Annotated in this window: 27 protein-coding genes; 8 read left to right on the forward strand and 19 right to left on the reverse strand. The window is 67.6% G+C overall.

Features of this window, described 5'->3' with window-relative positions:
• From RJT37_RS14895 to RJT37_RS14905, 3 genes are all read right to left on the reverse strand, one after another.
• Complete coding sequence (locus tag RJT37_RS14895; protein ID WP_313685670.1) at positions 1-468, reverse strand: DUF4260 domain-containing protein; 468 nt, start codon at positions 466-468, stop codon at positions 1-3.
• A 120-nt stretch (positions 469-588) separates the two neighbouring features.
• Positions 589-1,860, reverse strand: a complete 1,272-nt coding sequence (locus RJT37_RS14900) for an MFS transporter (RefSeq protein ID WP_313685672.1) — start codon at positions 1,858-1,860, stop codon at positions 589-591.
• Between the two features lie 3 nt (positions 1,861-1,863).
• On the reverse strand, positions 1,864-2,973 hold the full coding sequence (locus RJT37_RS14905; RefSeq protein ID WP_313685674.1) for an MBL fold metallo-hydrolase: 1,110 nt from the start codon (positions 2,971-2,973) through the stop codon (positions 1,864-1,866).
• An 89-nt stretch (positions 2,974-3,062) separates the two neighbouring features.
• Between RJT37_RS14905 and RJT37_RS14910 the strand changes: the two genes are divergently transcribed.
• Positions 3,063-3,797 carry a helix-turn-helix domain-containing protein gene (locus RJT37_RS14910; RefSeq protein WP_313685676.1) on the forward strand — a complete coding sequence of 245 codons (735 nt, stop codon included), beginning with the start codon at positions 3,063-3,065 and terminating at the stop codon, positions 3,795-3,797.
• A gap of 70 nt (positions 3,798-3,867) precedes the next feature.
• On the opposite strand, the gene RJT37_RS14915 is transcribed toward RJT37_RS14910, so the two are convergent.
• From RJT37_RS14915 to cobN, 4 genes are all read right to left on the reverse strand, one after another.
• Positions 3,868-5,187, reverse strand: a complete 1,320-nt coding sequence (locus RJT37_RS14915; protein WP_313685678.1) for a cobyrinic acid a,c-diamide synthase — start codon at positions 5,185-5,187, stop codon at positions 3,868-3,870.
• 13 nt (positions 5,188-5,200) lie between these two features.
• On the reverse strand, positions 5,201-5,986 hold the full coding sequence (locus RJT37_RS14920; protein WP_313685680.1) for a cobalt-precorrin-7 (C(5))-methyltransferase: 786 nt from the start codon (positions 5,984-5,986) through the stop codon (positions 5,201-5,203).
• On the reverse strand, positions 5,979-6,641 hold the full coding sequence (locus RJT37_RS14925; RefSeq protein WP_313689999.1) for a precorrin-8X methylmutase: 663 nt from the start codon (positions 6,639-6,641) through the stop codon (positions 5,979-5,981). The genes RJT37_RS14920 and RJT37_RS14925 overlap by 8 nt, the downstream gene beginning before the upstream one ends.
• A 112-nt stretch (positions 6,642-6,753) precedes the next feature.
• On the reverse strand, positions 6,754-10,635 hold the full coding sequence (gene cobN / locus RJT37_RS14930) for a cobaltochelatase subunit CobN (protein ID WP_313685682.1): 3,882 nt from the start codon (positions 10,633-10,635) through the stop codon (positions 6,754-6,756).
• Positions 10,636-10,683: 48 nt separating this feature from the next.
• Between cobN and RJT37_RS14935 the strand changes: the two genes are divergently transcribed.
• On the forward strand, positions 10,684-12,834 hold the full coding sequence (locus tag RJT37_RS14935; RefSeq protein ID WP_313685684.1) for an ATP-binding protein: 2,151 nt from the start codon (positions 10,684-10,686) through the stop codon (positions 12,832-12,834).
• A gap of 22 nt (positions 12,835-12,856) precedes the next feature.
• Here the strand turns inward: RJT37_RS14935 and RJT37_RS14940 are convergent, their stop codons facing one another.
• Genes RJT37_RS14940 through cbiT form a run of 10 tightly spaced genes read right to left on the reverse strand, consistent with a single transcriptional unit; the run spans position 12,857 to position 20,377 of the window.
• Positions 12,857-13,234, reverse strand: a complete 378-nt coding sequence (locus RJT37_RS14940) for a DUF3209 family protein (RefSeq protein WP_313685686.1) — start codon at positions 13,232-13,234, stop codon at positions 12,857-12,859.
• Between the two features lies 1 nt (position 13,235).
• A complete protein-coding gene (locus RJT37_RS14945; protein ID WP_313685688.1) occupies positions 13,236-14,447 on the reverse strand; it encodes a CbiX/SirB N-terminal domain-containing protein in 1,212 nt (403 codons plus the stop codon).
• Positions 14,444-15,106, reverse strand: a complete 663-nt coding sequence (locus tag RJT37_RS14950) for a cobalamin biosynthesis protein (protein ID WP_313685690.1) — start codon at positions 15,104-15,106, stop codon at positions 14,444-14,446. Before RJT37_RS14950 ends, RJT37_RS14945 begins: the two co-directional genes overlap by 4 nt.
• Positions 15,103-15,375, reverse strand: a complete 273-nt coding sequence (locus RJT37_RS14955) for a ferredoxin (protein WP_313685692.1) — start codon at positions 15,373-15,375, stop codon at positions 15,103-15,105. Before RJT37_RS14955 ends, RJT37_RS14950 begins: the two co-directional genes overlap by 4 nt.
• On the reverse strand, positions 15,375-16,448 hold the full coding sequence (cobJ, locus tag RJT37_RS14960) for a precorrin-3B C(17)-methyltransferase (RefSeq protein ID WP_313685694.1): 1,074 nt from the start codon (positions 16,446-16,448) through the stop codon (positions 15,375-15,377). Before cobJ ends, RJT37_RS14955 begins: the two co-directional genes overlap by 1 nt.
• Before the next feature lie 2 nt (positions 16,449-16,450).
• Positions 16,451-17,263 (reverse strand): precorrin-3B C(17)-methyltransferase, encoded by an 813-nt coding sequence (locus tag RJT37_RS14965; protein WP_313685696.1) that lies wholly within the window; start codon positions 17,261-17,263, stop codon positions 16,451-16,453.
• A complete protein-coding gene (gene cbiG / locus RJT37_RS14970) occupies positions 17,260-18,228 on the reverse strand; it encodes a cobalt-precorrin 5A hydrolase (RefSeq protein WP_313685698.1) in 969 nt (322 codons plus the stop codon). Before cbiG ends, RJT37_RS14965 begins: the two co-directional genes overlap by 4 nt.
• Positions 18,229-18,261: 33 nt before the next feature.
• The gene (locus tag RJT37_RS14975) at positions 18,262-19,095 is read right to left on the reverse strand and encodes a cobalt-precorrin-4/precorrin-4 C(11)-methyltransferase (protein ID WP_313690001.1); all 834 of its coding nucleotides are present in this window, start codon (positions 19,093-19,095) and stop codon (positions 18,262-18,264) included.
• 26 nt (positions 19,096-19,121) lie between these two features.
• Positions 19,122-19,829: a cobalt-factor II C(20)-methyltransferase gene (locus RJT37_RS14980; protein WP_313685700.1), complete on the reverse strand. Its 708-nt coding sequence runs from the start codon at positions 19,827-19,829 to the stop codon at positions 19,122-19,124.
• Entirely contained in the window at positions 19,826-20,377 is a 552-nt protein-coding gene (cbiT, locus tag RJT37_RS14985) for a precorrin-6Y C5,15-methyltransferase (decarboxylating) subunit CbiT (protein ID WP_313685702.1), read from the reverse strand. Before cbiT ends, RJT37_RS14980 begins: the two co-directional genes overlap by 4 nt.
• Positions 20,378-20,659: 282 nt before the next feature.
• Between cbiT and RJT37_RS14990 the strand changes: the two genes are divergently transcribed.
• The 6 genes from RJT37_RS14990 (at position 20,660) to RJT37_RS15015 (ending at position 24,095) form a co-directional block, all read left to right on the forward strand.
• On the forward strand, positions 20,660-21,322 hold the full coding sequence (locus tag RJT37_RS14990) for an energy-coupling factor ABC transporter permease (protein WP_313685704.1): 663 nt from the start codon (positions 20,660-20,662) through the stop codon (positions 21,320-21,322).
• On the forward strand, positions 21,319-21,591 hold the full coding sequence (locus RJT37_RS14995; protein ID WP_313685706.1) for an energy-coupling factor ABC transporter substrate-binding protein: 273 nt from the start codon (positions 21,319-21,321) through the stop codon (positions 21,589-21,591). The genes RJT37_RS14990 and RJT37_RS14995 overlap by 4 nt, the downstream gene beginning before the upstream one ends.
• Positions 21,575-22,300, forward strand: a complete 726-nt coding sequence (cbiQ, locus tag RJT37_RS15000; RefSeq protein WP_313685708.1) for a cobalt ECF transporter T component CbiQ — start codon at positions 21,575-21,577, stop codon at positions 22,298-22,300. Before RJT37_RS14995 ends, cbiQ begins: the two co-directional genes overlap by 17 nt.
• Positions 22,297-22,998 carry an energy-coupling factor ABC transporter ATP-binding protein gene (locus RJT37_RS15005; RefSeq protein ID WP_313685710.1) on the forward strand — a complete coding sequence of 234 codons (702 nt, stop codon included), beginning with the start codon at positions 22,297-22,299 and terminating at the stop codon, positions 22,996-22,998. The genes cbiQ and RJT37_RS15005 overlap by 4 nt, the downstream gene beginning before the upstream one ends.
• 218 nt (positions 22,999-23,216) lie before the next feature.
• Entirely contained in the window at positions 23,217-23,678 is a 462-nt protein-coding gene (locus RJT37_RS15010) for a hypothetical protein (protein WP_313685712.1), read from the forward strand.
• Between the two features lie 21 nt (positions 23,679-23,699).
• Complete coding sequence (locus RJT37_RS15015) at positions 23,700-24,095, forward strand: hypothetical protein (RefSeq protein ID WP_313685713.1); 396 nt, start codon at positions 23,700-23,702, stop codon at positions 24,093-24,095.
• Between the two features lie 110 nt (positions 24,096-24,205).
• Here RJT37_RS15015 and RJT37_RS15020 read toward each other — a convergent pair whose 3' ends face one another.
• Positions 24,206-25,693: an MATE family efflux transporter gene (locus RJT37_RS15020; protein ID WP_313685714.1), complete on the reverse strand. Its 1,488-nt coding sequence runs from the start codon at positions 25,691-25,693 to the stop codon at positions 24,206-24,208.
• Positions 25,690-25,854, reverse strand: a complete 165-nt coding sequence (locus tag RJT37_RS15025) for a hypothetical protein (protein ID WP_313685716.1) — start codon at positions 25,852-25,854, stop codon at positions 25,690-25,692. The genes RJT37_RS15020 and RJT37_RS15025 overlap by 4 nt, the downstream gene beginning before the upstream one ends.
• Between the last annotated feature and the right edge of the window lie 29 nt (positions 25,855-25,883).

The raw sequence follows: 25,883 nt of genomic DNA on the forward strand, positions 1-25,883 counted from the left end.
CTAAACTCTGCCGGCCTCATCGTCGAACAGCTCGCCGCGCTGTGTCCGCTCAGTTGTCTCCGAAAGGGAGATCCCTCCGGAATCGCCCGAGAGTTCGACTGCCGGGCCATTCCGGACGTTCCTGGACCCGAGGTGCGTGTCCGTGAACCCGGTCGGGTACTTCAATCCGTAGCCGATCGCGCGGTCAGCACCGATGTGAGCACCCCAGACGAGCGCGATCCAGACGAGCGGTGTGACGCCCAGCAGGACGCCGGCCGCCCCGAGGGCGACTGGGCCGACAGTCGTGTGGAACACGTTGTAGAGGCGACTCCCGGCGACCGGGCCGGCACGATACCCGAGCATCGAGACGTCCGGTGCCAGCGCGAGCAGCAGGAACAGCCATACGGGCCCGCCGAGTGTGAAATACGCCGCAGTCGCGGCCGCAAAGAGCGCGAGACCCTCGAATCGTAGCGTCGTTTTCGGATTCATAACACTGAGACGCTCGCCGAGATCATAAATATAGCCGCGTTAGCAGTCGATAGCGACGGCCCGTCAGCTCCGGGGCGTTACAATGCGTGAAAGAGCGGAAAATGTTTTTGCGGCGACTGCTCAGACCGACGGTTCCGCGGGAGCAGGTGGCTCGTGCGTGCCGAACTCGGGGTGGGTTTCCTCCATCCAGATATACACGACCACGCCGGAGACGAACATCAGGATAGCAGTCATATAGAAGGCTGCCTCGACGTTCGCAAACTCCATCGTGAGCCCGATCAGGATCGCGCCGATGCCGTAGCCGGAGTCGCGCCACATCCGATAGACGCCCATCCCGGTCGCACGCCACGTCGGATGCGCGGCATCTCCCGGAACGGTCATCAGGTTCGGGTAGAGCAGCGCCATCCCGAGACCTGACACGGCGGAAAGCACGACCCACAGGAGATACCCCTCGAAGAGTACCATCCCGAGGACGCCCGCGGCGGTCAGGAACATCCCGGCGATCACCGGCGGACGGCGGCCGATCCGGTCTGCGAGTCCGCCGGTCGCGATCTGGAGGAAGTACATCGCGCTGTGGACGCCGACGATGAACCCGACCGACGCGATGCCGACGCCCTCGCTCGTGAGATACAGCGGGACAGCCAGCCAGTACAGCGTGTCGACGAACTTCTCGATGTGGCCGGCCTGTGCCGCAGCGAACAGCGTCCGGTCGCCGTAGGTCGCGCGCTTTAAGACTTCCACGAACGGGAGGTTCGCGTCGTGGTGATCCTCGTCGTCGACCTCCAGTTGCGCGTACTGGACAGTCTCCTCGATGAGGAAGATCGCGATGAGGAACGCCAGCACGACCACGACCGCGAGGAAGTAGAACGGCTCGGGGCGGAGGCTAAACTGGCCGGCGATCACGCCGGTAATCCAGGCACCGACGGCGACACCGCTGTACCCGAACGCCTCGTCGATGCCGACGGCCAGTCCGCGTTGATCGGGCCCGGCGAGGTCGATCTTGGCGTTGATCGCCATACTCCAGGTCAGCGCCTGGTTGACCCCCAGCAGGATGTTCCCGAGGGTGATCCAGCCCCAACTGGGCGCGAAGATGAGGATCAGCGGGAGCGGCAGCGCCGTCGCCCACCCGAGGACGAGCACGGGCTTGCGGCCGTATTCGCCGCCCCACTTGCCGGCATAGAGGTTGAGGATCGCCTTGACGAACCCGAACGAGACGACGAACGAGCCGATGACGAAAAGCGACTCGACACCGAGCACGTCCCGGCCCAGAACGGGCACGACCGCCCGTTCGGACCCGATCGTCAGCCCCGTGGCGAACACCAGCAGGATGTGTAACGAGAACTGCCCGAGGTGCTCGCGGATCCCCTGTTTGAGTTCAGTTCCGGTACTCATCGATTACTCGGCCGCGCAGTTGTTCGGACCCAGTTCCAGGTCGGCCAGTTCGTCGGCGGGAACCGACTCCTGTCCCACGTTCGTCCGCTTTACGCGCTCGAAGTTCGGCGGGTGGTCCGGGATGTCGTCGGCGAGTTCCCGAATGAACGCCTCGCGGTCGCGCCCCAGATCCTCGTTCCCGGCTCTGACTTCCCCGAGCGTCGCTGTCACCGGCGGCTCCGGGGACCCCGGGTCGTGTGCCGGCAGGACCACGGCATCGTCCGGCCGCTCCAGCAACCGCTGGAGACTCTCGTAGAGCGTCGCGGCGTTCGCCTCGACGTCCGAGTCCTCGATCCCGGCCTCGACGCCCAGTTCGACGCGCCCGACGCTCTCGTGGAAGAGCGTGTCACCGGTAAGCAACGCTTTTCCCTCCAGATCGAACGAGACGCTACCCTCGCTGTGGCCGGGCGTGTGGATCACTTCGATTTCGACAGCACCGATCTGGACGGTATCGCCGTCTTCGATGGGTGCCGTCTCTACAGCGAGTGCGTCCTTCGGGTGGAGGTAGTACGGGACGTCGTGGCGAGCAGCGAGTTCGTGCCCGCCGGACACGTGGTCGGCGTGGGCGTGCGTGTCGAGTACGGCGACGAGTTCGGCGTCGTGGTCGTCGATCACCGCCTCGTACTCCGCGAGGTAGTGCGAGGGGTCGAACACGGCCGCCTCCCCCTCGGAGATCAGGACGTGCGAGAGACAGCCCTTCCCGGGTCGGGCGACCTGTACGAGCGTGCCATCGAGGTCGACGGAGACCGGCGCGTGTCGGTGAACCCGACTCCACCCGGACATCCCGTCGGTGAGCGTCGTCGCGTCGTAGCCGAGTTCGTCGAGGACGTCCGTCGCGGTCTGTGAGACGACACCTTCTGCACACACGGTCACGATCTCTTTCTCGTCGGGGAGTTCCGAGAGGTCGTCTTTCGCCGCGTCCGGTTCCGTCGTGAGTTCGTCGTAGACGTCGACGTTGACACTCGCGGGGATATGCCAGTCGTCGAAATCTTCCTCGTGGCGAATATCGAGCACGAGTACGTCGTCATCTGTCTGCAACCGTTTCCCGAGTTCATCGGGAGCCATCGCTGACATAGGTGCTCGTACGTAAGACAGGTTATCCGATATAAGTGATGCCGGACATAGCCGGCACCCTTAATTCATACGGGCTCGTCTGTGTTCGTATGAGCCTCTATGAGGCCTCCTTCCGGGTCAGACACGAGTGTCCGTATCGGGAGATCTCGGAGCACTACCCGGACCTCACGATCAGGGAGTGGTATCTCAGCGACTGTCAGGTGATCGAGATCACCTCCTCGGAATCACCGAGCGAGGACCTGCTCGACGAGATCGACCGGTTGGGCACGATCCTCCACCGATCCGTCGACGACTCCGGCCTCCACGTCGTCACCCAGTCCTGTCTCTGTTCGCTGGAGGACTCGATCATCGAACGGTTCGAGGAGTACAACTGTCTGTACCAGCCGCCGACGATCCACCGACAGGGCTGGGAACACTACTCGGTCATCGCGTTCGACGAGCGCGACGTCCGCGCGCTGCTGAACGACCTCGAAGCCGACCGGAACGTCGACGTGCTCTCGAAGACGGCGATCACCGAGCAAGAGATCCCCCACAGTATGCTGGCGCCGGTCGATCAGCTGTTCGACGACGTGACCGAGCGGCAACTGGCGGCGCTCCGCCTGGCCTTAGAGAGCGGCTACTACGAACAGCCCCGGAAGACGTCGCTCCGCGACCTCGCCGAGCAGACCGCGGTCGCACGCTCGACGTACGAAGAGCACCTCCGGAAAGCGGAGAACAAACTCCTCACGAACGCCGGGCAGTTCCTGCGGCTGGTTACCGCGACGTCGACAGGGAACCCGCTGAAGGTAGACAGGACACAGCAGGTCGAAGGGACGGCCGACTGAGGGATCGTCGGGCGACCGGTCGAAGCGCGACCGATTGAGAAGCGTCCGGCGACCGGTCGACAAACGGCCGCTACTGACGGCTGCTCGCCGCACGCTCGATGAACGTATCGAACGCGCCGCTCTCCGGATGGAGGTGACAGTAGGTGCCGAGCGTCCGGTGTTCGGTCAGGCCGTCGCGCTCGTCGGTGATGCCGCTCCCCCGACGCACCTCGAACGCGAACCGGGCGTCGGTGTCGACGTCGGCCTCGGAGTAGTGAAACTCGTGGCCGCGTCGTCGCTCGCCCACATCGGCGGTTGCCGTCCGTGACGTCGCTTCCAGTTCGACGTGATCCAGCGCCTGATAGCGGTCGCACATCCGGACCGTTGCCGGGAGCACGCCAGCCATCTCACGCCGCTCCCCCGCGGCGGTCGTCAGCGACTCCGACAGCGCCATCAGGCCGCCGCACTCGCCGAGGATGGGCAGGCCCTCCGCAGCGCGATCCGGGAGGGCTGCGAGCGCCTGGCTGTCTGCGAGGGCCGACGCGTGGAGTTCGGGGTAGCCGCCCGGGAGGTAGACGCCGTCGCAAACGGGGAGCGGATCGCCCGCGAGCGGCGAGAACGTGACCACGTCGGCGCGCTCCCGCAGGCGTTCGAGCGTCGCGGGATAGGAAAAACAGAACGCTGCGTCGCGGGCAACGGCGATTCGGGCGTCTATCGGCTCGCCTGACGGCCCCGGATCCGAATCGGGACGTGGGGGCGCGCGAGCGACGGAGCGCAGTTCTTCGACGCTGATCGATTCGGCCGCCTCGTCGAGCGCGTCGTCGTCGAGCGCTGCCTCCTCGCCCATCTGCAGGCCCAGGTGTCGGTCGGGGATTTCGAGTTCCGAACGCGGGGGAATCCGCCCGAAATACCTGAGACCCTCGGGCAGCGCGTCACGGATCCCCTCCGCGTGGCGCCCGCCGTGTGCGCGCTGTGCGACGACGCCGGCGACCTCCACCTCGCTGCCTGCCTGCGACGCGTACTCCCGGAAGCCGTGGGCCGTCGCGGCGACGCTCTCCATCCCCGCCTTCGCGTCGACGACGAGCACGACCGGGAGGTCGAGCGCCTCGGCGACCATCGCGGTGCTGGAGCAGTCGCCGTCGTAGAGGCCCATCACGCCCTCGACGACACAGACGTCGCCGTCGCCGCGGTAGTAGTTCCGACGGAGGCCCTCGCGACCTTCCAGCCACAGATCGAGCGTCCGCGAGGGCTTTCCAGCTACGTACTCGTGATGGCTGGGATCGATGAAATCCGGGCCGGCCTTCGCGGGCTGGACGTCGTCGCCGCCGTTCCGGAGCGCCCGGATGATCGCGAGCGTCGCGACGGTCTTGCCGACACCCGACCGCGTGCCGCCGACGACGAATCCCTTCATCGGTCCACCTCACTCATCTCTCCACCTCCGCGGAGACGTCCGCGCGAACGACGAGTACCGAGAGATCCGAGTACGGTGTCGAATCACGGTCCGCTCCGCCTGCGGAGTCGGCGAGGCCACCGAGCGTGGTTTTCGTCACTGCTTCGTCCGAGCGCGTCAGTCGTTCTAACACCAGCGCGTCGAGCGTCGGGTCCGCCCCACTCTCGACGAGTAAGGCGGCGATGTCGCCGGGCATCCAGTCGAACGGTCGCGGCAGGACGAGCAGATGCCGGTCGCCCACGGTGCTGGCGAGGCGATCCAGATCGTCGTCGAGGGAGCCGCTCTTGTGAAGGGTGACGAACGTGCTGTCCTCCATCGGCGTCCGCGCGCGACTCGCGGCGACCTGGAGCGACGAAATTCCAGGAATGACCCGCACCGGGGCGTCCACCGCCCGCTGGACCTTGCCGAGGAACTGATAGCCCGAGTGGTTCGGATCGCCCATCAGGACGGCCGTCCCGCGCTCGCCGTCGCCCACGCGATCCGCGAAGGAGTCGAGCGTCGCCGCTTCGTCCGCGTATCCGCAGGTGAGCAGGTCGGCGTCGGTCTCCGCGGCGACGAGGTCGACCACGGTCTCGAAGCCGACCACGACGTCCGCCTCGCTGATGGCGCGCGCGCCGCGCCGGGTGAGGTACGCCGGATCGCCCGGTCCGATGCCCACCGCGAAGACGGGATCGGCCTCGGCCACACTGGTCGCTTCTGGCGTCGCAGCGGCGACCGTCGCGGGGTCCCCCCCGGCGTCGAGGTCGTAGTCGTCACTCATCGGTCGGGAAGTTGTGATCTGCGTCCTGCTCGCGGGCCGAGAGATCGACCGCTCCCTCCCGCGCGTCGCTGGCGACGTGGACGAGTTCGTTCACGAGTCCCGCGCCGAGGCCGCTCCCGCCGCGCGTCCCGACGGTCGTGATCGCTGGAACCCCGTATTCGGCGGCGACCGCGCGGATCCGCTCGCGGCTCTCGGCCGCCTTCACGAAGCCGACCGGGGTCGCCACGACGACGGCCGGCCGCGTTCCGTCCTCGATGCAGTCGGCCAGCGCCAGTGCACCGGTCGGCGCGTTCCCGACGACAGCGATTGCACCGTCGTAGACCCCCTGCCGGTCCAGTTCCAGCACCGACGCTGCGGTCCGGGTCATCCCCGTCTCGGCGGCCAGATCGGCACCTTCGCCGATCGCCTTCCGCACCGGGCAGTCGTGGCCGCGGCCCGTGATCCCCGCTTTGACCATCGTGATGTCTGTCACGATCGGCCGCTCGTCGAGGACGGCGTGGGCGCCAGCGAGCACGGGGTCGTTCTGGAAGCGAACCAGATGCTGGAACTCCGGCGACCCGGTCGCGTGCACGGCTTTCTGCCGGATACGGTCGTGCAGGCTCTCGTCGGGGACGAACGAGCGAACGATGTCCATACTCGTCTCCGCGATGTCCATCGCCGCCTCGGTCGTCGCGCCCAGGTCCGCGTAGTCGGCGGTCGAAGACCCCCCGGCCGTCCCCGAGTGTCCCGACCCGTTCGATTCGTTTGCGTCGTCGGTTGGAGTGTCGTCAGTCATCTGAGATTGCCTCGCTCGCGCCGCTCGCTTCCGCTTCGAGGTCGCCCTCGACGGAGAGGTTGATGTCCCGCAGTCGATCGGCGACGCCGTCCTCGGCGTCCCACAGGTCGCGGTCGATCGCTTCGAGAAGGGTGGACGTGATGCTTTCGAGGGCCCAGGGGTTGACCTCGCGCATCCACTCCCGACGGTCCGCATCGAACGCGTACGCCTCGGCGACGTCTTCCCAGAGCGTGTCGCTCACGACGCCGGTCGTGGCGTCCCAGCCGAGCGCGACGTCGACGGTCGTCGAGAGGTCGCCGGCGCCCTTGTAGCCGTGTTCCTCCATACTGTCCAGCCACTCGGGGTTGAGTACCCGCGCCCGCATCGTCTTCCTGACTTTTTCCTCGTTTGTATAGACGGAGACGTTGTCGGGATCGGAGGAGTCGCCGACGTAGGAGGCCGGGTCGCTCCCGGCGATCTCGCCGACGGCGGAGATGAACCCGCCGTGGAACGCGTACCAGTCCGAGGAGTCGAACTCGTCTTGCTCGCCTGTGTCCTCGATCTTGACCGTCGCCTCGACGGAGCCGAGTCGCCGTTCGAAGCTCTCTTTTGCCTCACTCACCCGCCCGCGCTTCCCGAGTGCGTAGCCGCCCCACTGGACGTACACGTCCGCGAGGTCCGAGCGATCGTCCCAGTTGCCCTCGTCGACGGCTTTGTTCGTGCCGGCGCCGTACCCGCCGGGCTTCGTCGTGAAAACGCGCTGTTTCGCCAGCGACGTCGCCTCCTCGGCGTCGACGCCGTCGGCTTCGAGATCTGCGGCCTCCTCCTCGACGTGCTTCTTGACGTAGTTCATCTCGTGCGGTTCGTCGAGGTCGACGACTGCGTCGACCGCGTCGTGGACGACGCTCGCCGCCTGCGGGAACGCGTCACGGAACAGCCCGGAGACGCGCGTCGTCACGTCGATCCGCGGCCGGTCCAGTTCGTCGAGGGGGATCGGCTCCACGTCGTCGATCCGCCCGGCGTCGGTCCAGACCGGCCGAACGCCCATCAGCGCCAGCACCTGCGCGATCGTCTCGCCGCGGGTACGCACCGTCGGCGTCCCCCAGGCGACGACCCCGATCTCCTCGGGATAGGCGCCCTCGTCGTCTCGCGGGTCGCTCCGCGCAGCGCTCGACTGTTCCGCGGCGCTCCGCGTCGCGCTCTCCTCCCGGTGGCGCTCGGCGACGCCGTCGGCGACGCGCTTGCCGACGTCCCAGGCCGTCTTCGCGGGGACCTTCCGGGGGTCGAGCGTGTAGAAGTTCCGCGCCGTCGGCAGGAGGTCGACGCCGCCGCGCGTGGGCGCGCCGCTGCCGCCCGGCGGGACGTACGCGCCGTTCAGCGCGTCTGCGGTCCGCGGAATCTCGTCGGCCGCGCCCGCGACACGCGGTGCGGCCTCCTCGCAGATGAACTCCAGCACCTCCCGGAGCGAGTCGTGGGCGCCACCCGCGACGCGCGCGTCGCCCAGGGGGTCGATGTCGACGACCAGGAGGTTCATCGTCACCTCGTCGTCCGGCCCCGCCTCCTGCTCGGAGGCCGGCACGTCGAAGTCGTGGGCGGCGAGTTCCGCCACGAGCGACAGCGACTCCTCGCGGACGCGATCTGCCGCCTCCGAGAGGTACATCCCGAGTTCCTCGTCGTAGGTCCCTGGCTCGTTCAACATCCGGTCGTAGTCGACGCCGAGGACACCCGCGACGCTCTCTCTGAGGCTCGGTGCGCCGGGATTCGAGAGCCGGGTGAGCGCGACGAGGTACTCCACGAGGCGGTCGCCGGCGGGCGGTTCGCCCATCGTGTGCAGTCCCAGCCGAATCTGTGTGGTCTTCACGTCGGTGAGATACTCGTGGATCCGTTCGATCAGGTCGTCGAACGCGACGTCCTCGACCGACTCGAATCCGAGGTCGGTTGCGAGATCCTGCGCAGCCACCGACGCGCGGATCCGCTCGCGCAACTGGGCGCCGCTGTCCGACCGGGCGTCCTCCATCCCGGCCTCGCGGTATTCGCGAACCAGTTCTTCGAGGTCCGCCAGTTCGTCGTACGTCCCGGCGGCACGCATCACGGGCGTCAGATAGTCGACGACCGCCGCGTACGACCGGCGCTTGGCCTGCGTCCCCTCGCCGGGGTTGTTGATGATGTACGGGTAGACGTTCGGCAGGTCGTCGATCAGCGCGTCGGGGGCGCTCGCGCCGTTCAGCCCTACCGTCTTCCCGGGAAGCCACTCCAGACTTCCGTGTGTCCCGAGGTGGACGACGGCGTCGGCGTCGAACTCGTTGCGGAGCCACGCATAGAAGGCGTAGTAGTCGTGCGGGGGCTGGAGGTCGGAGTCGTGGTAGACCTTCGACGGATCCATTCCGAACCCGCGGGGCGGCTGGACCGTCACGAGGACGTTCCCGTACTCGACCCCGGGGATCGCGAAGGGCCGGTCCGGCGGATCGCCCCACTCGTCGATGACGGCCTCCCGGAACCGGTCGTCCGCCGCGTCGAACCACTCGGCGTACTGCGCCGGCGACACCGTATCGACGCTCAACTCGGCGACGTCTTCGGGGGCGACCCACCGCGAATCGAGGGTCAACTGCGAGGTGAGCCGGTCGATGAGCGTTGCACCGTCCTCGGGTGGGTCGTCAACGTCGTAGCCACGCCTCCGGAGTTCATCGAGGAGGTTGACGGTGCTCTCGGGACTGTCGAGGCCGAACGCCGTACCGATGCCGTCGTCGCTCGGCGGGTAGTTGTGAAGCACGACCGCGACGTCCTTCTCGTCGTTCGGGAGGTGTCGCAGCCGTGCCCAGTTGACGGCAAGTCGGGCGACGTGGTCGATCCGGTCGTCGATCGGGAAATGTTGCTTCGGCGCGCTGCCGATCCCCGCCTCGTCGTCCATCCGCTCTTTGCCGCTGATCGGGTGGGTGACGACGTTGCCATCGAACTCGGGCAGCGCAACCGACAGCGCGAGTTCGAAACCCATCACGCCCGTGTCGCTCCGCTCGTACCGCGACTCGGAACGCATCGTCGTGATCGCCTGCAACACCGGGACCCCGAGTTCCCGGAGGAAGACCTCCTCGGCGTCTTTGCCCTCGTCGTCGGCGTCGCGGCCGCGCTCGCTCATCGACAGTGAGAACATAAACGAACTCACGACCGCGTCGACGACCGGGCCATCCTCATCCCGGAACCAGTTGCGGGCGACCCACTCGGCGTTCTCCTGCCCGTCCTCGTCGGTCGCCGGATTACAGAAGGCGGGGAGGACGTCCGCGCCCTGGGCTTCCAAGGCCCGCACGAGCGCGTCGACGTAGCGGGTGTTGGCGTGCGTCCAGTGCGACTCGTAGAACCAGACGCCGATCGTGGGTTTCTCGGGGTCGTGCGTCGCTCGCAGTTCCTCGTAGTCGATCCCGGGATGGTCCGGGTGATAGACGCCCTCGGTCGGCAGTGAGACTGGGTCGTCGTACTCGGCTTCGGACGGCCCTTCCCCAGGATTCCCGTACTCCGCGGCCAGGAACCGGCAGCAGTTCGCGAGGTTCACGACCCCGCCGCAGTCGAGGTACTCGTACACCTGGTCTCTGTCGCTCGCAGCGACGGTCGTGTCCTCGACAGCGTAGGCGTCGCCGGTCGATTTCACGATCAGCGGAACGCCGGCGTCGGTCAGTCGTTCGACGGCGTGCTCGTAGCCGGGGAGACTCTCCTCGGCGCCGTGCAGCCACAGCACGACCGCCGTCGCCTCTACGACCTCGTCGACGAAGGCGTCGACGTCGTCGATGTCGTCGAGGTCTCCCTCCGAGCGCACCGCCAGATCGATCCCGTCGAGTCGCGCCGCCGCCTGCTGGACCGCGCCCAGTTCGTTCTCCGTCGCCGTGTACAGCCCGATCGTCGCCATCGTTGATAAAGCGTTATTGCCCTACTACAAGTAAGGTTGCATATCTGTATGCCTCGCCGCTACACGCCGTTCCCTGCGATCGTCGGACAAGCGGAGCTGAAACGGGCGCTTCTGGCCGTTGCTGCCAACGACGCGCTCGATGGACTCCTCGTCCGCGGCGAGAAGGGGACGGCCAAATCGACTGCAGTCCGGGCGCTGGTCGAGTTGCTCCCCGAACAGCGCGCGGTCGCCGGCTGTCCGTACGGTTGTCACCCCGACGGCCCCGACCGACAGTGTTCAGCGTGCCGAGAACGGTCCGACCACGAGGTCGAAACCCGGGCCGTGCCGCTCGTGACGCTCCCGCTCGGCGCGACGCGTGAACGAGTGACCGGGACCCTCTCGGTCGCCGACGCGCTCGACGGGGCCGCAGAGTTCGAGCCCGGACTCCTCGCGCGGGCGAACCGCGGCGTCCTCTACGTCGACGAGGTGAACCTGCTGGAGGACCACCTCGTGGACGTCCTGCTCGACGCGGCCGCGAGCGGCGTCAACCGCGTCGAGCGCGACGGCGTGAGCGTCGAACACCCCGCCGACTTCACGCTCGTCGGGACAATGAACCCCGAGGAGGGTGATCTCCGGCCGCAACTCCGCGATCGGTTCGCGCTCCAGGCGACGGTCACCGGCGTCGAGTCGGTCGAGGACCGCGTCGAGGTGATCAACCGGGCGCTCGACAGACACGAGAATCCCTCGCGGTTCGCCGACGGGTACGAATCGGAGACCGAAGCAGTGCGAGATCGGCTGCTCCGCGCCCGGGACCTGCTCTCGGACGTCGACCTCCCCGCGGAGTTCAAAGCCGAGATCGCCGAACTCTGCGGCGACGCCGGCGTCGACGGTCACCGCGCGGACATCGCGACCGCCCGGACGGCGATGACACTCGCGGCGCTCGACAGCCGCACGAAAGTGATCGAGTCCGACGTCCGGGAGGCGGCGACGCTGGCGCTCCCGCATCGTCTCCAGGGTCGCCCGTTCGAGGACTCGCCCGACGTCGACGACGTGCTCGACGATCACTTCGACGACTCGGGAGACAGTAGCCCGGAAGACGGTGATTCGGAGTCCGACGGCAACGAGGACGGCGAGTCGACAGCGGAGAGGTGTCCAGATGGCGAGGGAGACGACACTCGCGACGAGTCGGACGCGGATGGAACCGACGGTGAAGACGGGGGCAGCGGAACCGACAATTCCGAGCAACAGAATCCGGACGGCAGAAGCGACGACGCAAACGAGTCCGACGACGACCCCAGTGGCGCCCAGCGGCCTGCTGGGGCGTCCCGAGACCGAGACGACGGTGGCGACTCGTCTTCGGACGAGGACGGGGATGGGCCACCGGAAGACGGCGCCGACGAGGAGCGGACCGCGACGCCGCTCGTGCCAGGGCAGCGGGCCGAGGTCGGCGACGCGGTCGCTCCGCCGGTCGACGAGGTCGAGTCAGCGTCGGCAACGGCGACCGACGGGTCGCGTGCCAACGCCGACCCCTCGACACAGGCCCGGGGATCCCGCGTGCGGACCGAACGGGCGGACTCCGCAGATACCGTCGATGCCGCCGCATCAGTCCGGGCCGCTGCGACCGACGGACGCGCCGAGGTCGAAGCACGGGATCTCCGGACGTCGGTCCGGACCGGCACCGCGGGGACCCTCGTGATCTTCGTCGTCGACGCCAGCGCGTCGATGCGACCGGCGATGCGCCGCGCGAAGGGGACGGTGCTGTCGCTCTTGGAAGACGCCTACGAACAGCGCGACGAGGTGGCCTTCGTCGCCGTCGCGGGCGACGACGCCGAGGTGCTTCTGCCCCCGACGGACAGCGTGACGCTGGCCGCTCGCCACCTGAAGGAACTCCCGACCGGCGACCGGACGCCGCTGCCGGCCGGCCTCGACGCGGCGACCCGTCTCCTCGACCGCACTGAAGCCGAAGCGGGCCTCGCAGTGGTCGTCACCGACGGGCGCGCGAACGTCGCCGAGGGGAGTCCGACGGCGGCGACCCGGGACGCCGCCCGCCGGCTTGCGGGGACGGAGTCGTCGGTGGTCCTCGTCGACGCAGGCGACGACGGTGCCGGACTGACTGACATCATCGAGCGCGAGACCGACGCGCGCAGAGTGTCGCTGTCGGAACTCTCGGCGGAGCGGGTTGCTCACGCCGCGGCGTCAGCGGCTTCTCAGGATCGCTGAGCCGTGAGCTCACGCCGCAATGTTACTCCTCGACGGGGAACGTCTCGTGGAGCGTGTGATGCGCCTCACCGAGGTCGTCGAGGAGCGCATCGGTCTCGGTGCGAAGCCGCCGAACGGTCCGCTGGGCGTCCCTGACAGCGACGACCCGACCGCGAAGATACGCGCCCTGCGGGTCGTCGGGGTCGGCTTGCATCGCTTCTTCCTCCAAGTCGACGAGGGCGGCGTCGAGGTGGCGCTGGATCTCCGCGAGCGTCGTAGCGTCGGCGAGCGCGGCGATCGGTCCGTCGTCGTCGAGCGTCTCGCCGAGTTCGGCCTCGGCGTGCTGTCGGACGCTTTCGTCGGCGGTGCCGGTCACGTTCATCAGTGCGAGTCGGAGCGCTTCGAGTTCTTCACAGGTCATCTTACAGTGTCTGGTGGACGAGGTCGGAGACGATGCGGTCCCGCTGCAGGTGGGACGAAACGATCCTGTCGGTGTCGCCTGTGGTCACGCCGCCATACCAGATCCCGTCGGGGTAGACGGCGACCATCGGGCCGTCGCCGCACTGGCCGAGACAGGAACTTCTGGTGATGCGGGCGTCGCAGTCGGCGTCGCGTGCGGCGTTCCGCAATCCCTCGATGACGCTGGCCGCACCGCTCTCGGCACAGGTCTGGTTCGTGCAGACCGCGACGTGTTTCGCCGGCGCGTCGTGGACGTGCGGGTCGTCGTCGACGTCCTCGCGGTCCTCGTGTTCCGCCTGGTGGACGAGCGAGCGAAGCATCGCCCGTGCGCCGCCCTGATCCTCCTCGTAGCCGGACAGTTCGACCTTGTACTTGCAGGTGTCGCAGGACATTTCGACGCTGTCGGCGCGAGCCTCCCGAAAGCGGTCGGCGAGCACGTCGACGACGCGGCCGTGGGTGCCCAGCGGGTCACCCGCCGCGGCGTCGACGTAGGGGTACGACTCGTCGAACTCCCGGGTCGTCTCGACGATCCGCTGGGTCAGTTTCCCGTCGCCGAGCATATACGGGACGACCGCGATCCCGTCTGGCCGCTCTTTGGCGACCGAATGCAGCGTGTCGTCCAGTTTCGGTGTCGTGACACCGATGAACGACGCTTCGACGCGGTCCAGGTCGCGGCCTTCGTAGAGCAACCGCGTCAGTTTGTGGACGTCGGCGTTCGAGTCGGGATCGCTCGATCCGCGCGCACAGACCACGACGGCGACGTCGTCGGTCTCCCGGTCGACACCGAGTGACGACTCGACGACACCGACCCGCTCGTCGAGCAGCGCGACGAGCGATGGATGGACACCGAGATGAGAGCCATACTGGATCGTCAGCCCGTCGTGTTCGGCCCGTGCGGTCTGGACCGCGAGCGGGATGTCGCTTTTGACGTGGCTCGCACCGAACAGCGACAGCGGGACGACGGTCAGTTGCTCACACGTCGGCGCCAAGCCCTCGATTGCGGCCGAGATCGACGGCTCTGCGAGTTCGAGGAACGCGACGTCGACCGGTAAATCGAGCGCAGCTTCGAGTTTCGCTGCGAGCGTCCGGACCTGTTCGTTCGACTTCTCCCGGCGGGAGCCGTGGCCGACGAGCAGGACCGCATCGTCGTCGAGGGAGGCTTCGGTGGTGCTCATAGCTCGGCCGCCTGTTCGATGCTCTGCCGGAGTTTCCGGCGCCGCGTCGGCGCGAACAGGCCGGTCGCCTCGCTTCCCTTGTAGACCCACTCGCCGAACCGGCCGGCAGCCTCGTCGTCGATCCCGAACCAGTAGCCGCCCGCGGAGGTCTCCGCGATCTCCCCGGTCGGGGCGTCGACGGCGCAGCCAGCGAGCAGTCCGTCGATCCGTTCCAGCAACCGCCGGTCGTCGTGGACGAACGAGACGCCGACGGTCCCGCTGGAAGACTTGAAACAGACCGTCCCGCAGCTCTCGAGCAGCCCTCTGAGCAGCTGTCTGTCGTGCTCCGACAGGGCGTCGAATCGGTAGCCGCCCGACTCCGTGCCGGTCGGGAGGCCGAAGGCGGCGCTCCCGCGGGCGGCGACGCCGCCGCGGACGGTCACCTCGTACTCCTCGTCGGTCCGCGTCAGGTCGGTGTCGTGAGCGTACGGGCGATCGGTCTGCTGGTGGTCGATCGACCCGCCGCCCGCGATGGAGCGGAGTCGCTCGGCGCTCGCTTCGTCGCAGGCGCGGACGGTAATCTGATCCTCCTGGAGGTCCCCGTCGCCGGCAACGGAGCCCCAGAAGTAGGCCGTCTCCGGGTGACTCGACAGCAGTCCGCCGGGCGTGTCGTCGGTCATCGCTCACCCCCCGGGTCGGTCGTCGTGTCGTCTTCCGCACGGACCGTGATCGCGTTGGGCGGACAGGCCGCTGCGGCCAACTCCGCGTCGTCGACGCCGCCCTCGAACGTGGCGATCACGCGCTCGCCCTCGCGGTCGACGTCGACGACGCCTGCAGCGTCCGGGTCGACTGTCGCCAGTCCCGCCTCGTCTTCGACGAACCGGTCGTCGCGGACGAGACACGCGAAGATCCCCTCGCAGGCGTCCCGATCGAGTTCGACACGGAACATCAGTACTCGTACTTCCGCTCGTAGCCGCGGGGCGTCACCATCCGGTCGTCCCAGACGTACGTCTCCTCGTTGCCGACGAGCAGCGTGGTCGTCATATCGACGAGGTCGGTCTCGCCCAATTCCGGCAACTCGCCGAGTTCGACGATCTCGACCTCCTCGTCCTCGCGTCCGGCGGCGTGGACGATCCCGACCGGCGTCTCCGGATCGCGGTGTTCCAGCAGGATCTCACAGCACTTCTCGTAGTTCTCGCGGCGCTTTCGGCTCCAGGGGTTGTAGATCGCGATCGTGAAGCCCTCCTTGGCGACCGCGTGCAGCCGCGATTCGATCGTCGGCATCGACGTCAGGTGATCCGAGAGGCTGATGCTGACGGTGTCGTTCACCAGCGGCGCGCCCAGCCGCGCGGCACAGGACTGGGCAGCCGGGACCCCCGGCACCACCTCGAAGTCGACGGCGCTTGCGGTGCCGCCTTTCGATTCGAGGATCTCGAGCGCGAGTCCGCCGAGCGCGTAGACGTTCGGGTCGCCGCTGCCGACGATCGCGACGTCGTTCCCGGCGAGCGTGCGGTCGATCGCCTCCTCCGTCCGGGAGACCTCGCCGCACATCGGCGTGGAGTAGACGTCGTCGGCGCCCTCGACGATCTCCTCGGGCAGCAGGTCGATGTAGGTGGTGTAGCCGACGATCTGATCGACCTCGCGGAGCGCCGCCTTCGCCCGCGTGGTCATCCCGCTGGGCTCTCCGGGACCGAGGCCGACCGCGACGAGTCGCCCCGGATCGGCCTCGAAATCGTCGACGGCCGCGGCGACCTTCTCGTCGGTCGAGGAGTTCGAGCCGCCGCAGGAGGACGTGGAGGCGTCGCTCGCCGAAGAGTCGTCCGACGTCGACGCGCCGCAGGCCGACCCGGACGAGTCCGTCGGTGTCGACTCGGTCGACGCTCCAGAGGACACCGAAGTGTCTGACGTCGACGCTCCGCACGCCGGACCGGTCGTTTCCGCCGCCTCTTCGGCTCCTGTCTCCGTCTCGGTTGCCGCGCCACACGTTCTGTCCGCGTCCGTGTCTGTTGCTGTATCACTCATTGTCAGAAGTCGTCGACGTCACGCCCGCCGCGCGGGGTGACGAGGTGCGTTTTGTGGTCGTTGCGCCAGGTCTCGGTTTCGTGGGTACCGACGAGGATCGACGTGCCCATCCCGCCGACGCTCTCCTCGTGGGCCGCGGCGTCGCCAAGCGTCGTCAGTGTGTACGTCTCACCCTCGACGTTTCGGCCCGCGTCGCCCCGGCCGGCGTCGTTGAAGATGCCGACGGGGACGTCGTCGGCGCGCTCCTCGCGGAGGACCTCGATCGCCCGCTCGTAGTTCCGCCAGCAGTTGTACAGGACGACGACGAAGTCGGCCACCGCGGCGGCGCGGAGTTTCTCCTCGATCTCGTCCCAGCCGCGCCACTTGTCCGACAGCGAGATCGTACAGAAGTCGTTCGACAGCGGCGCGCCCATCATTGCCGCGCCACCGAGCGCCGCCGTGACGCCGGGGACAATCTCGATCGGAATATCCGTAGCGTCGTCGGCGTCGGCCATCGTGAACACCAGGTCCGACTTGCCGTAGACGTTCGGGTCGCCGCCGGAGACGTGCGCGACCTCCTCGCCCTCCCGGACGCGCTCGAAGGCCTCGCGGGTGAGTTCGATCTGCTTGCCCATCGACGAGCGGACGATCTCGGGATCCTCCGGCCCCGCCTCGCCCTCGGGCGGGAGCGTCCCGTCCTCACGCAGGAACGCCTGATAGAGGTTCGAGGCGATGACGCAGTCGGCGTCGGTGATGACCTCGCGGGCCCGCTGGGTCATATGCTCTGGGAGCCCCGGGCCGATGCCGACGACGTAGAGCGTGCCGTGGCCGCTCATCGGCCCACCGCCACGGTCACGGCGTCGTCGTGGCGCCGCTTCTCCACGAGCAATTCGTGGTCGCGCCCCGCCGCGATGGCGCTTGCCTCAGCGATCCCGGGCCAGCCGATGAGTTCCTTCGAGCGGGAGGGCGTCGGCCCCTCGAATTCCAGCAGCGTCTCCTTGTCGAGGTAGGCGACACCGACACCGAGTTTACGGGCCGCCTCGATCAGTCCCTCCTCGCCCTCCTTGCGGGTCGCCGTCGCGACGAACTCGACGTCCTCGGTCGCGCAGTCGGCCGCATCGAGAGCGTCGTGCCAGGCCGTCAGGAACTGCTCGGCGCCCGCGCCGGAGACGCTGCCGGTCCCGAGGACGACGCCGTCCTCGGCGTTCCGCTTGAGGACGGTCACGTCGTCGTCGACGAGGACTGCCTTCGGGCCGTCGAGCCGCGCCACCGGCCCCAGTTCGTCGTTGAGGACCGCGAGGTTCGTCGCGACAGTCGAGTCGCCGTTGACGACGTGGGTGTCGAGCGCCTTCGCGCGGCTCTCGACGCCCTGCTTGCCCGCCGCCTCCGAGGCAGTCGTCATCGCGGGGACCGCGCCCATCGTCGAGAGGTCGTGTGCGACCTGGTTGGCGCCGTGGTGCCCCCCAGTCAGCGGAATCGCCCACGTCAACTCCTCGTCGACGACGACGACCGCCGGGTCCGCCCACTTGTCGTCGAGCAGCGGTGCGGTCTTCCGCATCGCGATCCCGCTCGCCATCAGCCCGACGAAGCAGTCGTACGCGCCCCAGTGCTCCTCGAACACCTCACCGTGGTATTCGAGGATGTCGATCCGGTCGTACTCGTCGGCGAGGCCCGTTTTGATCTCTTCGGCCGTCTCGCGCTTCCGCTCGAAGCTCACGATCGCGATCTCGCGGGCGACCTCGCCGTCGCTGTCGGCCGTGCTACAGTCGCTGTCGTCCGAATGTGTTGTCGTCTCAGTCATTTCGCACCTCCGTATCAGTCATCTGTCGTTTACTCAGTCGTCTGTCTCGCTCTCGATCCCGCTGGCGCTCTCGGTCGAACCGTCGTCCCCCCGCGCCCAGTCGCCGTACAGGTAGGAGCGTTCGTACCCGGCGCCCGTCGCCGCCTCGCCGATGATGACCAGCGCCGAGGCGCGGTAGCCTGCCTCCTCGATTTTCTCGCCGATCGTCCCGATCGTCCCCCGGATCACGTCCTCGTCCGGCCACGAGGCGTGGTAGACCACCGCGACCGGCGTTTCGGGATCGTGGCCCTCCGCGAGCAACCGGTCCATCGTCTCGTCGACGGCGTGCGTCCCGAGGTAGATGCAGACCGTCACGTCGCCGTGGTCGAGGAAGTCGCCGATGTGGTCCTCGTCGGGCGAGAGGGTCTTCCCCTGTGGGCGGGTGAACGCGACGTGGTTGGCCACCTCGTTGAGGGTCAACTGCGTCCCGAGCGTCGCGCTGGCCGCGAACGCCGAGGTGACGCCGGGGACGAAGTACGTCGGGACACCGTTCGCTTCCAGGGCGTCCATCTGCTCCAGCGCCGCGCCGTAGATCGCGGGGTCGCCGCTGTGGAGGCGCACGACCGTCCGGTCGGCCCCGTAGGCGTCGGTCATCAGCGGGACGAGTTCCTCGAGGTCCTTCCCGACGCTCGACACCTGTTCGGCGTCCGCACAGTAGGCGTCGAGGAGTTCGCTGTTCACCAGCGACCCCGCGTGGACCACCAGGTCGGCGTCTTCCACGAGTCGCTTACCAGTGACCGTGAGCAGCCCCGGATCACCGGGTCCGGCGCCGATGAATGGGATGCCCTCACGGACGTCGCCCGCTGTGTGGGAGTCGTTCTCATACATCTCGGCGGACTTGTCTGCCTCGTCGCTCACGCCGACCCCTCCGATTCGAGCCCCTCGAACTCGGCGGTCGCGAGGTCACGGTCGAGTCCTCGTTTCTCGGCGTACGCGAGCGTGTAGTAGTCGCGTTCGGTGATCTCGGTCGGATCGTCGGTGATAACCGTCTCGCCCTGTTCCATAAACAGCCGCCGGCCGTAGCGGACGTCGTAGCCCGCCGCGACGAGTCCTTCGTGGGTCGCGACCGCGTCGGTGATTTTGAACAGGATCATCCGGTCGGGCCCCGTCGGCGCCGCCCCGTCGGCCGCCTCACGCAGCGAGAGTCCTGTTCCGGCCTCGATTTCGACGCCGAGGGCGGTCGCGAAGGCCGTGACCGCGCTCACCCCGGGAACGACGTCGACGTCGACCTCGGGATGGAACGCCGAGAGCGTCCGCCGGAGGTGGCCGAACGTCGAGTAGACGTTCGGATCGCCGAGCGTCACGAACGCGACGTCGCCGTCGTCTGCTGCCTCCGCTACGGCCGCGGCGGCCTCCCGCCACGCGCTGCGGAGTTTCTCGGGATCCCGCGTCATCGGGAAATCGAGGTCGCCGAGCGCCGAGTCCGGGACGTACTGGCGCGCGACCGTCCGGGAGAGCCGTCCCGGCGAGTAGACGACGTCTGCGGATTCGAGGACGCGTTTTCCCTTCAGGGTGATCAGGTCGGCCTCACCCGGACCGAGGCCGACGCCGTAGACAGTCATTCGTCGCCTCCGCGGGCTCCCACGAGGACGTACACCGGATTGTCGGCCTTGAAACTCGTCGCGCCGGCGAGTTCGTACCCGTGGTTCACCTGGACCTGCAGGACCTCCGAGAGCAGATCCCGTTCCCGGAACGCCTCGATGGCCTCGCCCGCGACTTCGACGCGGGAGACGTTCATCACGAGCCGGTCGACACCCGTCTCGACGGCGTGATCGAGGACTTCAGTGAAGTTCCGACTGCCGCCGAGGAACATCGCGTCGGCGTCGTCTGGAAGCCCCGCGGGCGCCTCGGCCTCGCGGAGCGACACCGCTGCGTCGTAGTCGTTGGCTGCGAGGTTCTTGCGCGTCACGTCCAACCGATCCGGCTTCCGTTCGATCGCCGTCACTCGGCCGGCCCGACGCGCGGCCTCGATCGTGACCGCGCCGGTGCAGGAGCCGACGTCGACGACGTGATCCGATGGGCCGAGCGCCAGTTTCTCGATCGACATCGCGCGGATCTCCGGCTTCGTTGGGCCGGCCTTCGCGTCGTGGGGGAGTGCCACCTGAGGCATCACCCCCACCATTTCCGCCCGGTGTGAAAACAATTTTGCTTGTTATACCAAAAGTTAGGTTTCTTACTCTCCGGTCGAAACCGGCTCGGACCGTGGCTCGGAGAGTGGACTGCTGAGAGCGAATCGGGAAACATCCGGTGATTCCTGGGTTTTCAGGCAGTGACGACTGGTCTCCTCGCGGGACTAGATTCTTACTCTCTCCCGCAAATACTTTGATATTACTGCAAGCAGAATTGTTTTAGACGGGGGATGCAATTGGCCGGTACACGGAGTGACTCCGACGTGCACATCATCGAAGGGTTCCTGCCCCCGGTCTGGGCGGTCGTCTGGACCGCCGTCGCGCTCCCGGTCGTCGCGTACGGCGCCCGCCGGACAGTGACTGTCGTCCGGACCGACGCCCGGACAAAGGCGCTCGTCGCCGTCGCCGCGGCGTTCGTGTTCGTCCTCTCGGCGCTCAAGCTGCCCTCCGTAGCCGGCAGCTCGGCCCACCCGACGGGGACGGGTGTGCTGGTCGTCCTGTTCGGTCCGGCGATCACCGCGTTCGTCTCGGCCATCGTCCTCCTCTATCAGGCCGTGCTGCTCGCCCACGGCGGGCTATCGACGCTCGGTGCCAACGTGATCGCGATGGGAGTCGTGGGCCCGGTCGTCGGCTGGGTGGCTTATCGATTGGCCCGGTCGAGGCTCTCGATTCAGCAGGCCACGTTCGTCGCGGCGACGGTCACCGACTGGGTCACGTATCTGGTGACGTCGCTGCAACTCGGGTTGGCGTTCCCCGCCGGCAACGACCCCGGCGGCGTGCTGACGGCTTCACTCAACTTCGCCGGCATCTTTTCGCTCACGCAACTGCCGATCGGAGTGCTGGAAGGCGCTTTGGCGGCGGCGATGGTCGGCTATCTGCTCAGACTGGAGACGGACACCGAGCGACGTCTGGGGGTGCCCTCGTGAGACGTGCGCTGCTGTTCGGCGTCGTGGTCGCGCTGACTGTCCTCCTGCTCGCAACGCTCGCAAGCGGCCTGCCTGGGACCGATCAGCAAGCGGCCGCCGCCGTCGAGGAGCGCGCGCCGACGTACGACCCCTGGATCTCGCCCGTGTGGACGCCGCCCGGATCGCTCGGCGAATCGCTGCTGTTCGCCGCACAGGGTGGTCTCGGTGCCGTCCTGCTGGGCTATTATCTGACGAGACTCCGAGAGATGGACGATGCACGGGACGCTTGAGCGGATTCAGGTGGACGCGACGCCCGCGGTGAACGGCCCGCTCAGGGTGTACTTCGTCTTCTCGGCCCTGGTTGTGACCGCATTGACGACAGACCTCGCTACGCACGTCGCCGCGATGGCCGCGTTCGCCCTCCTGTCGGTCCACGCCGTCGGCCGCGCCTACGTCAGGCTGCTTCGGTACCCGCTTTCGTTTCTCCTTTCGAGTCTGCTTTTGATCGCGATCACGCTGCCGGGCGAGCCGGTGGCGGAATTCTGGGTTCTGACCGTCTCCGCGCGCGGCATCGACGTCGCGGCCGCCACCGGCGTGCGGGCGGTTGCCTCTCTCTCGGTCCTCTCCTTTCTGGTGCTGACGACGACCGCGCCGCAACTGGTGGCCGCCCTCGACGGGCTGCGGCTCCCGGCGCCGATCGTCGAACTGCTACTTTTAGTCTACCGCGGCATTCAGGTACTGATCGAGCAGTCTGCGAGACTGACGACGGCGGCCCGCCTTCGCGGGGGGTTCACCTCCCGTCGGAGTCTGTTCCGCACGACGAAGCTGATCGGCGCCTCGCTGCTCGTGAGTTCGATCGATCGGGCCGAGGCCGTCGGCACCGCGATGGAGGCGCGGAACTACGCGGGAGAGATGCCGGTCCCGGGCTACGAGAGCGACGGTCACGCCGTCGTCGGTGCAGTGTTCTGTCTGCTCGTCGCGGCGAGGTGGCTCACGTGATCGAAACGGTCGACCTCGGGTTCGCGTACGGCGACCGGACGGTCCTCCGCGCCGTCGACTTCACGGCTGCGACCGCGGAAGTGACGGTCCTGCTCGGCCGCAACGGGGCCGGCAAGTCGACCCTGCTCAAGCAGTTCAACGGCTTGCTGACGCCCGACGAGGGGATCGTCAGGGTCGACGGAACCCGAGTGACATACGACGACGACGCGCTGACGGCGCTCCGCCGCCGCGTCGGCTTCGTCTTTCAGCGTCCGGACGACCAGCTCGTCGCCCCGACCGTCAGGCAGGACGTCGCGTTCGGGCCGGCGAACCATCCTGACGTGCCCGCGGAAAACGTCGACTGGGCGCTCTCCAGAGTCGGTCTCGACGGCTACGGGGATCGGCTCTGTAGCCGCCTGAGCAACGGCGAGCGGAAGCGGGTCGCGCTGGCGGGCGTGCTGGCGCTGGATCCCGACTACGTCGTCCTCGACGAACCGACCGCGGGACTCGACGGCGACGGGGCCCGCGCGCTCGTGGATCTGATCGACGACTTGACCGAGGAAGGGCTCACGTTCGTGATATCGACCCACTATCCGGGCTTTGCATCCGCCGTCGGCGACGCGTTCGCTGTGCTCGACGACGGACGGATCGCGTACTGTGACCGAACGCTGGCGGACGTGCCCGCCGAGGAGTTCGGGCTCCGTGACTTCGACGTCTGAGTCGTCGCGAGGGAACCCCTTGTTCGCGTGATCGATCGTCCTGTTCCTCTGCGACCCGTTTCGAACAGTCGCGCTACGTGGGAGCATTGATTGACGGTAAAACCGGACTAATTCCGTTAAATCGGAGCGAAAACCGGACTGAGTCCGCCGAAAACCGCACTCACGGCTTTCCCCCTTGATATGCATCGGGGCGGTAGCGAGGACCGGAGGCAGCAACGATGAAAGCACAAACCCTGATCGCAGTCGCACTCGCCGCGCTGGTCGCGATGACAGGCGCGGCCGTGGCTGCACCCGGCGGCGCACAGGCAGACGCACCAACCGATGCAGCGGACGGGGTCGACGACGGCGTCCCGGCCGAGGACGCATCCGCCGCGGCAAGTGAGAACGCGGACGCTGACACGGACGGCGCCGCCGACGTGGAGGAAAAGGCGTCCGCGGGTGAGGGGGAGAACGCAGCCGAAAGTGATGAAAACGAAGACGCGTCAGGCGGTGACGAGGGCGCGAGCGCGGCTGACCAGCAGGGGCCGAACGCCGATCTGCCCGAACAGGTCCCCGATCACGTGACCGAGATCCACGAACTGATCCGGCAGTCGCTCGCGGGTAGCCTCGACGGCTCGCTCGGCGAGGCGATCAGCGACGTCACTACCGACACGCCCGCGGACGCCGCTGACGAGGCGTAGTAACGTCCCCTCATTTTCAGTATGATTTCCGAAACACCCCTACTGCTCGGTGGGTTCGACCCCCTCGAAGGGCTGGTCGTGTTCGCGGTCAGCCTGCTAATCGGCGGCCTCGCTATCTACGTCGCCGCCGGCCGGGTCGCCTACCGGGACGAACCAGGTGGACTAACGTTCGAGCACGCTGTGCTGACAGCCCTGCTGGGCGCCCTCGCCTGGGCCCTGCTGGCCTGGATTCCACTGATCGGCTCCCTGCTGGGACTGATCGGCTGGATCGCCGTCATCCGATGGCGATATCCCGGCGGCTGGACTAGAGCGGCCGTCACCGGCGCGGCGGCCTGGGCGGCCGCAGTCGTCGTTCTCGCCGCGCTGGAGCTGTTCGGTATCGGTGCGGTGTCGGCGCTGGGCGTCCCCGGAGCGTAACGGTCCTTTGAGGTGAGAGCCGCGGACTCGCTCGATCTGTTCTCGCGTCGATCAGTATATTGATCATATGCCTGCGGAGTCGCCGAGGTGACTGCGACTCGGACAGGCAGTCAATCGTCGGCGGCCGGCACGCCCCGTCCCGGTCGTTCCCGGTCGACGATGCCCTCGGTCCACGTGCCGCGCAGCAGATACGCCCCCGAGAGCAACACCATCAGGACGTTCGCCGCGGCGATGCCGTACCAGACGCCCGTCGCGCCGAGATCGGACCAGGCGACGAGCGCGTACGCCGGGGGCACACGAAGCAGGATGAGGCCGACGATTCCGAAGATCATCGCGATCCGAGTGCTCCCGCTGCCACGGTAGGCACCCTGTACGATGTGAAAGACGCCGAGGAAGACGTAGGTTGCGCCGACGATCCGGAGGTAGTCCGCACCGGTCGCGATCACGGATGCGGCCGCCTCGCCAGTGATGAAAAAGCCGATAATCGCGGCCGCGTTGACGTAGACGGCGACCGTGACGACTGCGAGGACCCCCGCTGTGACGGCCGCACTCGCCAGCACAGCCCGCTTGGCCCGCCCGGGCTGTTTCGCGCCGAGGTTCTGCCCGACGGCGGTCTCCGTGCCGCGGGCGAGGCCGAGCGCAGGAAGCACGACTAGGGACGTGACACGCGTGCCGATCCCGAACGCGGCGACCGACTCGGCGCCCGCGATTGCGACGAGTGCCGTGATGATCGTCACGCCAAGCGACTGCGTACTCATCTCGATGCTGGCGGGCGCACCGATCCGGAAGATCTTGCGGAGGATTCCGCGCGTCGGCAGAAAGTCGGTCGGGTCCAGTTGGATCCCGACACGTCCCGAGAGCAGCAGTCCCATCGCGATGGCCGCGCCGACGCCGCGGGAAGCGATCGTCGCGATCGCTGCCCCCTGCACGCCGAAGCCCGAGAAGCCGGTCGTCGCGTAGAGACTCGACTGCAGCGCGGTCTGCCCGGCGACCTCGAACACCAGGTTGTTCTGGAAGCCGAGAATCAGGAAGGGGTCGATGACGACGTTGAGAACGACGCCCAGGAGCATCAGGTAAAGCGGCGTTCGCGTGTCGCCCCACCCCTGGAGGAGCGACTGGAAGATGAAGAAGCCGAAGACGAAGGGGATGCCGAGGAACATCGTCCGCGTGTACGTCACCGCCAGGCGGAACACCTCCGTGCCGGGGGTCGATCCGACGAGCTGGAGGAGCCACGGCGCCAGGGCGTAGCCGAAGATCGAGAAGATCACGGAGAGCCCGACGACGAACGTGATCGTGCCACCCGCGACCTCGCTAATCCGGTCGAGATTTCCTGCGCCCTTGTTTTGTGCGACGAGCACCGTGCCCGCGACGGTGAACCCGGCCGCGAGCGTGATCGTGAGGAACACGATCGCCCACGAAAAGGAGATGGCGCTGACCGCGTCGCTGCCGAGGCGCCCGACCCAGAAGGTGTCGGCGAGGTTGTAGCCGACCTGCAGGAGGTTCGCCAGCACGATCGGGATCGAGAGGACGAAAAGCGGCTTCAGAAGCGGCCCGTCGGTGACGTTTACCGAGCGGTCCGAGCCTCGCGGGCCACTCATCGTTCGACCGAGGGGTGTGTCCGGAGGGACACGTGGAACTGGTCGTGGACGGTCGTCACGGCTTCTCCGTCGGTCACGCGCTGAATCTCCGGGCCGAGTATCGCGCCCTCGAAGAAGGGAGATTCGAGGAGCGCACTGACTGCTGTCACTTCAATATACATATCCACTCGACGGTGATACGCCTTCGCTT

The organism is Halobellus marinus (genome assembly GCF_032113415.1).
Classification (GTDB): domain Archaea; phylum Halobacteriota; class Halobacteria; order Halobacteriales; family Haloferacaceae; genus Haloquadratum; species Haloquadratum marinus.

Excerpts from the sequence above, each read along its gene's own strand:
- RJT37_RS14895 (WP_313685670.1), bottom strand. The coding sequence starts at position 468 with ATGAATCCGAAAACGACGCTACGATTCGAGGGTCTCGCGCTCTTTGCG.
- RJT37_RS14900 (WP_313685672.1), bottom strand. The coding sequence starts at position 1,860 with ATGAGTACCGGAACTGAACTCAAACAGGGGATCCGCGAGCACCTCGGG.
- RJT37_RS14905 (WP_313685674.1), bottom strand. The coding sequence starts at position 2,973 with ATGTCAGCGATGGCTCCCGATGAACTCGGGAAACGGTTGCAGACAGAT.
- RJT37_RS14910 (WP_313685676.1), top strand. The coding sequence starts at position 3,063 with ATGAGCCTCTATGAGGCCTCCTTCCGGGTCAGACACGAGTGTCCGTAT.
- RJT37_RS14915 (WP_313685678.1), bottom strand. The coding sequence starts at position 5,187 with ATGAAGGGATTCGTCGTCGGCGGCACGCGGTCGGGTGTCGGCAAGACC.
- RJT37_RS14920 (WP_313685680.1), bottom strand. The coding sequence starts at position 5,986 with ATGAGTGACGACTACGACCTCGACGCCGGGGGGGACCCCGCGACGGTC.
- RJT37_RS14925 (WP_313689999.1), bottom strand. The coding sequence starts at position 6,641 with ATGGACATCGCGGAGACGAGTATGGACATCGTTCGCTCGTTCGTCCCC.
- cobN (WP_313685682.1), bottom strand. The coding sequence starts at position 10,635 with ATGGCGACGATCGGGCTGTACACGGCGACGGAGAACGAACTGGGCGCG.
- RJT37_RS14935 (WP_313685684.1), top strand. The coding sequence starts at position 10,684 with ATGCCTCGCCGCTACACGCCGTTCCCTGCGATCGTCGGACAAGCGGAG.
- RJT37_RS14940 (WP_313685686.1), bottom strand. The coding sequence starts at position 13,234 with ATGACCTGTGAAGAACTCGAAGCGCTCCGACTCGCACTGATGAACGTG.
- RJT37_RS14945 (WP_313685688.1), bottom strand. The coding sequence starts at position 14,447 with ATGAGCACCACCGAAGCCTCCCTCGACGACGATGCGGTCCTGCTCGTC.
- RJT37_RS14950 (WP_313685690.1), bottom strand. The coding sequence starts at position 15,106 with ATGACCGACGACACGCCCGGCGGACTGCTGTCGAGTCACCCGGAGACG.
- RJT37_RS14955 (WP_313685692.1), bottom strand. The coding sequence starts at position 15,375 with ATGTTCCGTGTCGAACTCGATCGGGACGCCTGCGAGGGGATCTTCGCG.
- cobJ (WP_313685694.1), bottom strand. The coding sequence starts at position 16,448 with ATGAGTGATACAGCAACAGACACGGACGCGGACAGAACGTGTGGCGCG.
- RJT37_RS14965 (WP_313685696.1), bottom strand. The coding sequence starts at position 17,263 with ATGAGCGGCCACGGCACGCTCTACGTCGTCGGCATCGGCCCGGGGCTC.
- cbiG (WP_313685698.1), bottom strand. The coding sequence starts at position 18,228 with ATGACTGAGACGACAACACATTCGGACGACAGCGACTGTAGCACGGCC.
- RJT37_RS14975 (WP_313690001.1), bottom strand. The coding sequence starts at position 19,095 with ATGTATGAGAACGACTCCCACACAGCGGGCGACGTCCGTGAGGGCATC.
- RJT37_RS14980 (WP_313685700.1), bottom strand. The coding sequence starts at position 19,829 with ATGACTGTCTACGGCGTCGGCCTCGGTCCGGGTGAGGCCGACCTGATC.
- cbiT (WP_313685702.1), bottom strand. The coding sequence starts at position 20,377 with ATGCCTCAGGTGGCACTCCCCCACGACGCGAAGGCCGGCCCAACGAAG.
- cbiQ (WP_313685708.1), top strand. The coding sequence starts at position 21,575 with ATGCACGGGACGCTTGAGCGGATTCAGGTGGACGCGACGCCCGCGGTG.
- RJT37_RS15010 (WP_313685712.1), top strand. The coding sequence starts at position 23,217 with ATGAAAGCACAAACCCTGATCGCAGTCGCACTCGCCGCGCTGGTCGCG.
- RJT37_RS15015 (WP_313685713.1), top strand. The coding sequence starts at position 23,700 with ATGATTTCCGAAACACCCCTACTGCTCGGTGGGTTCGACCCCCTCGAA.
- RJT37_RS15020 (WP_313685714.1), bottom strand. The coding sequence starts at position 25,693 with ATGAGTGGCCCGCGAGGCTCGGACCGCTCGGTAAACGTCACCGACGGG.
- RJT37_RS15025 (WP_313685716.1), bottom strand. The coding sequence starts at position 25,854 with ATGTATATTGAAGTGACAGCAGTCAGTGCGCTCCTCGAATCTCCCTTC.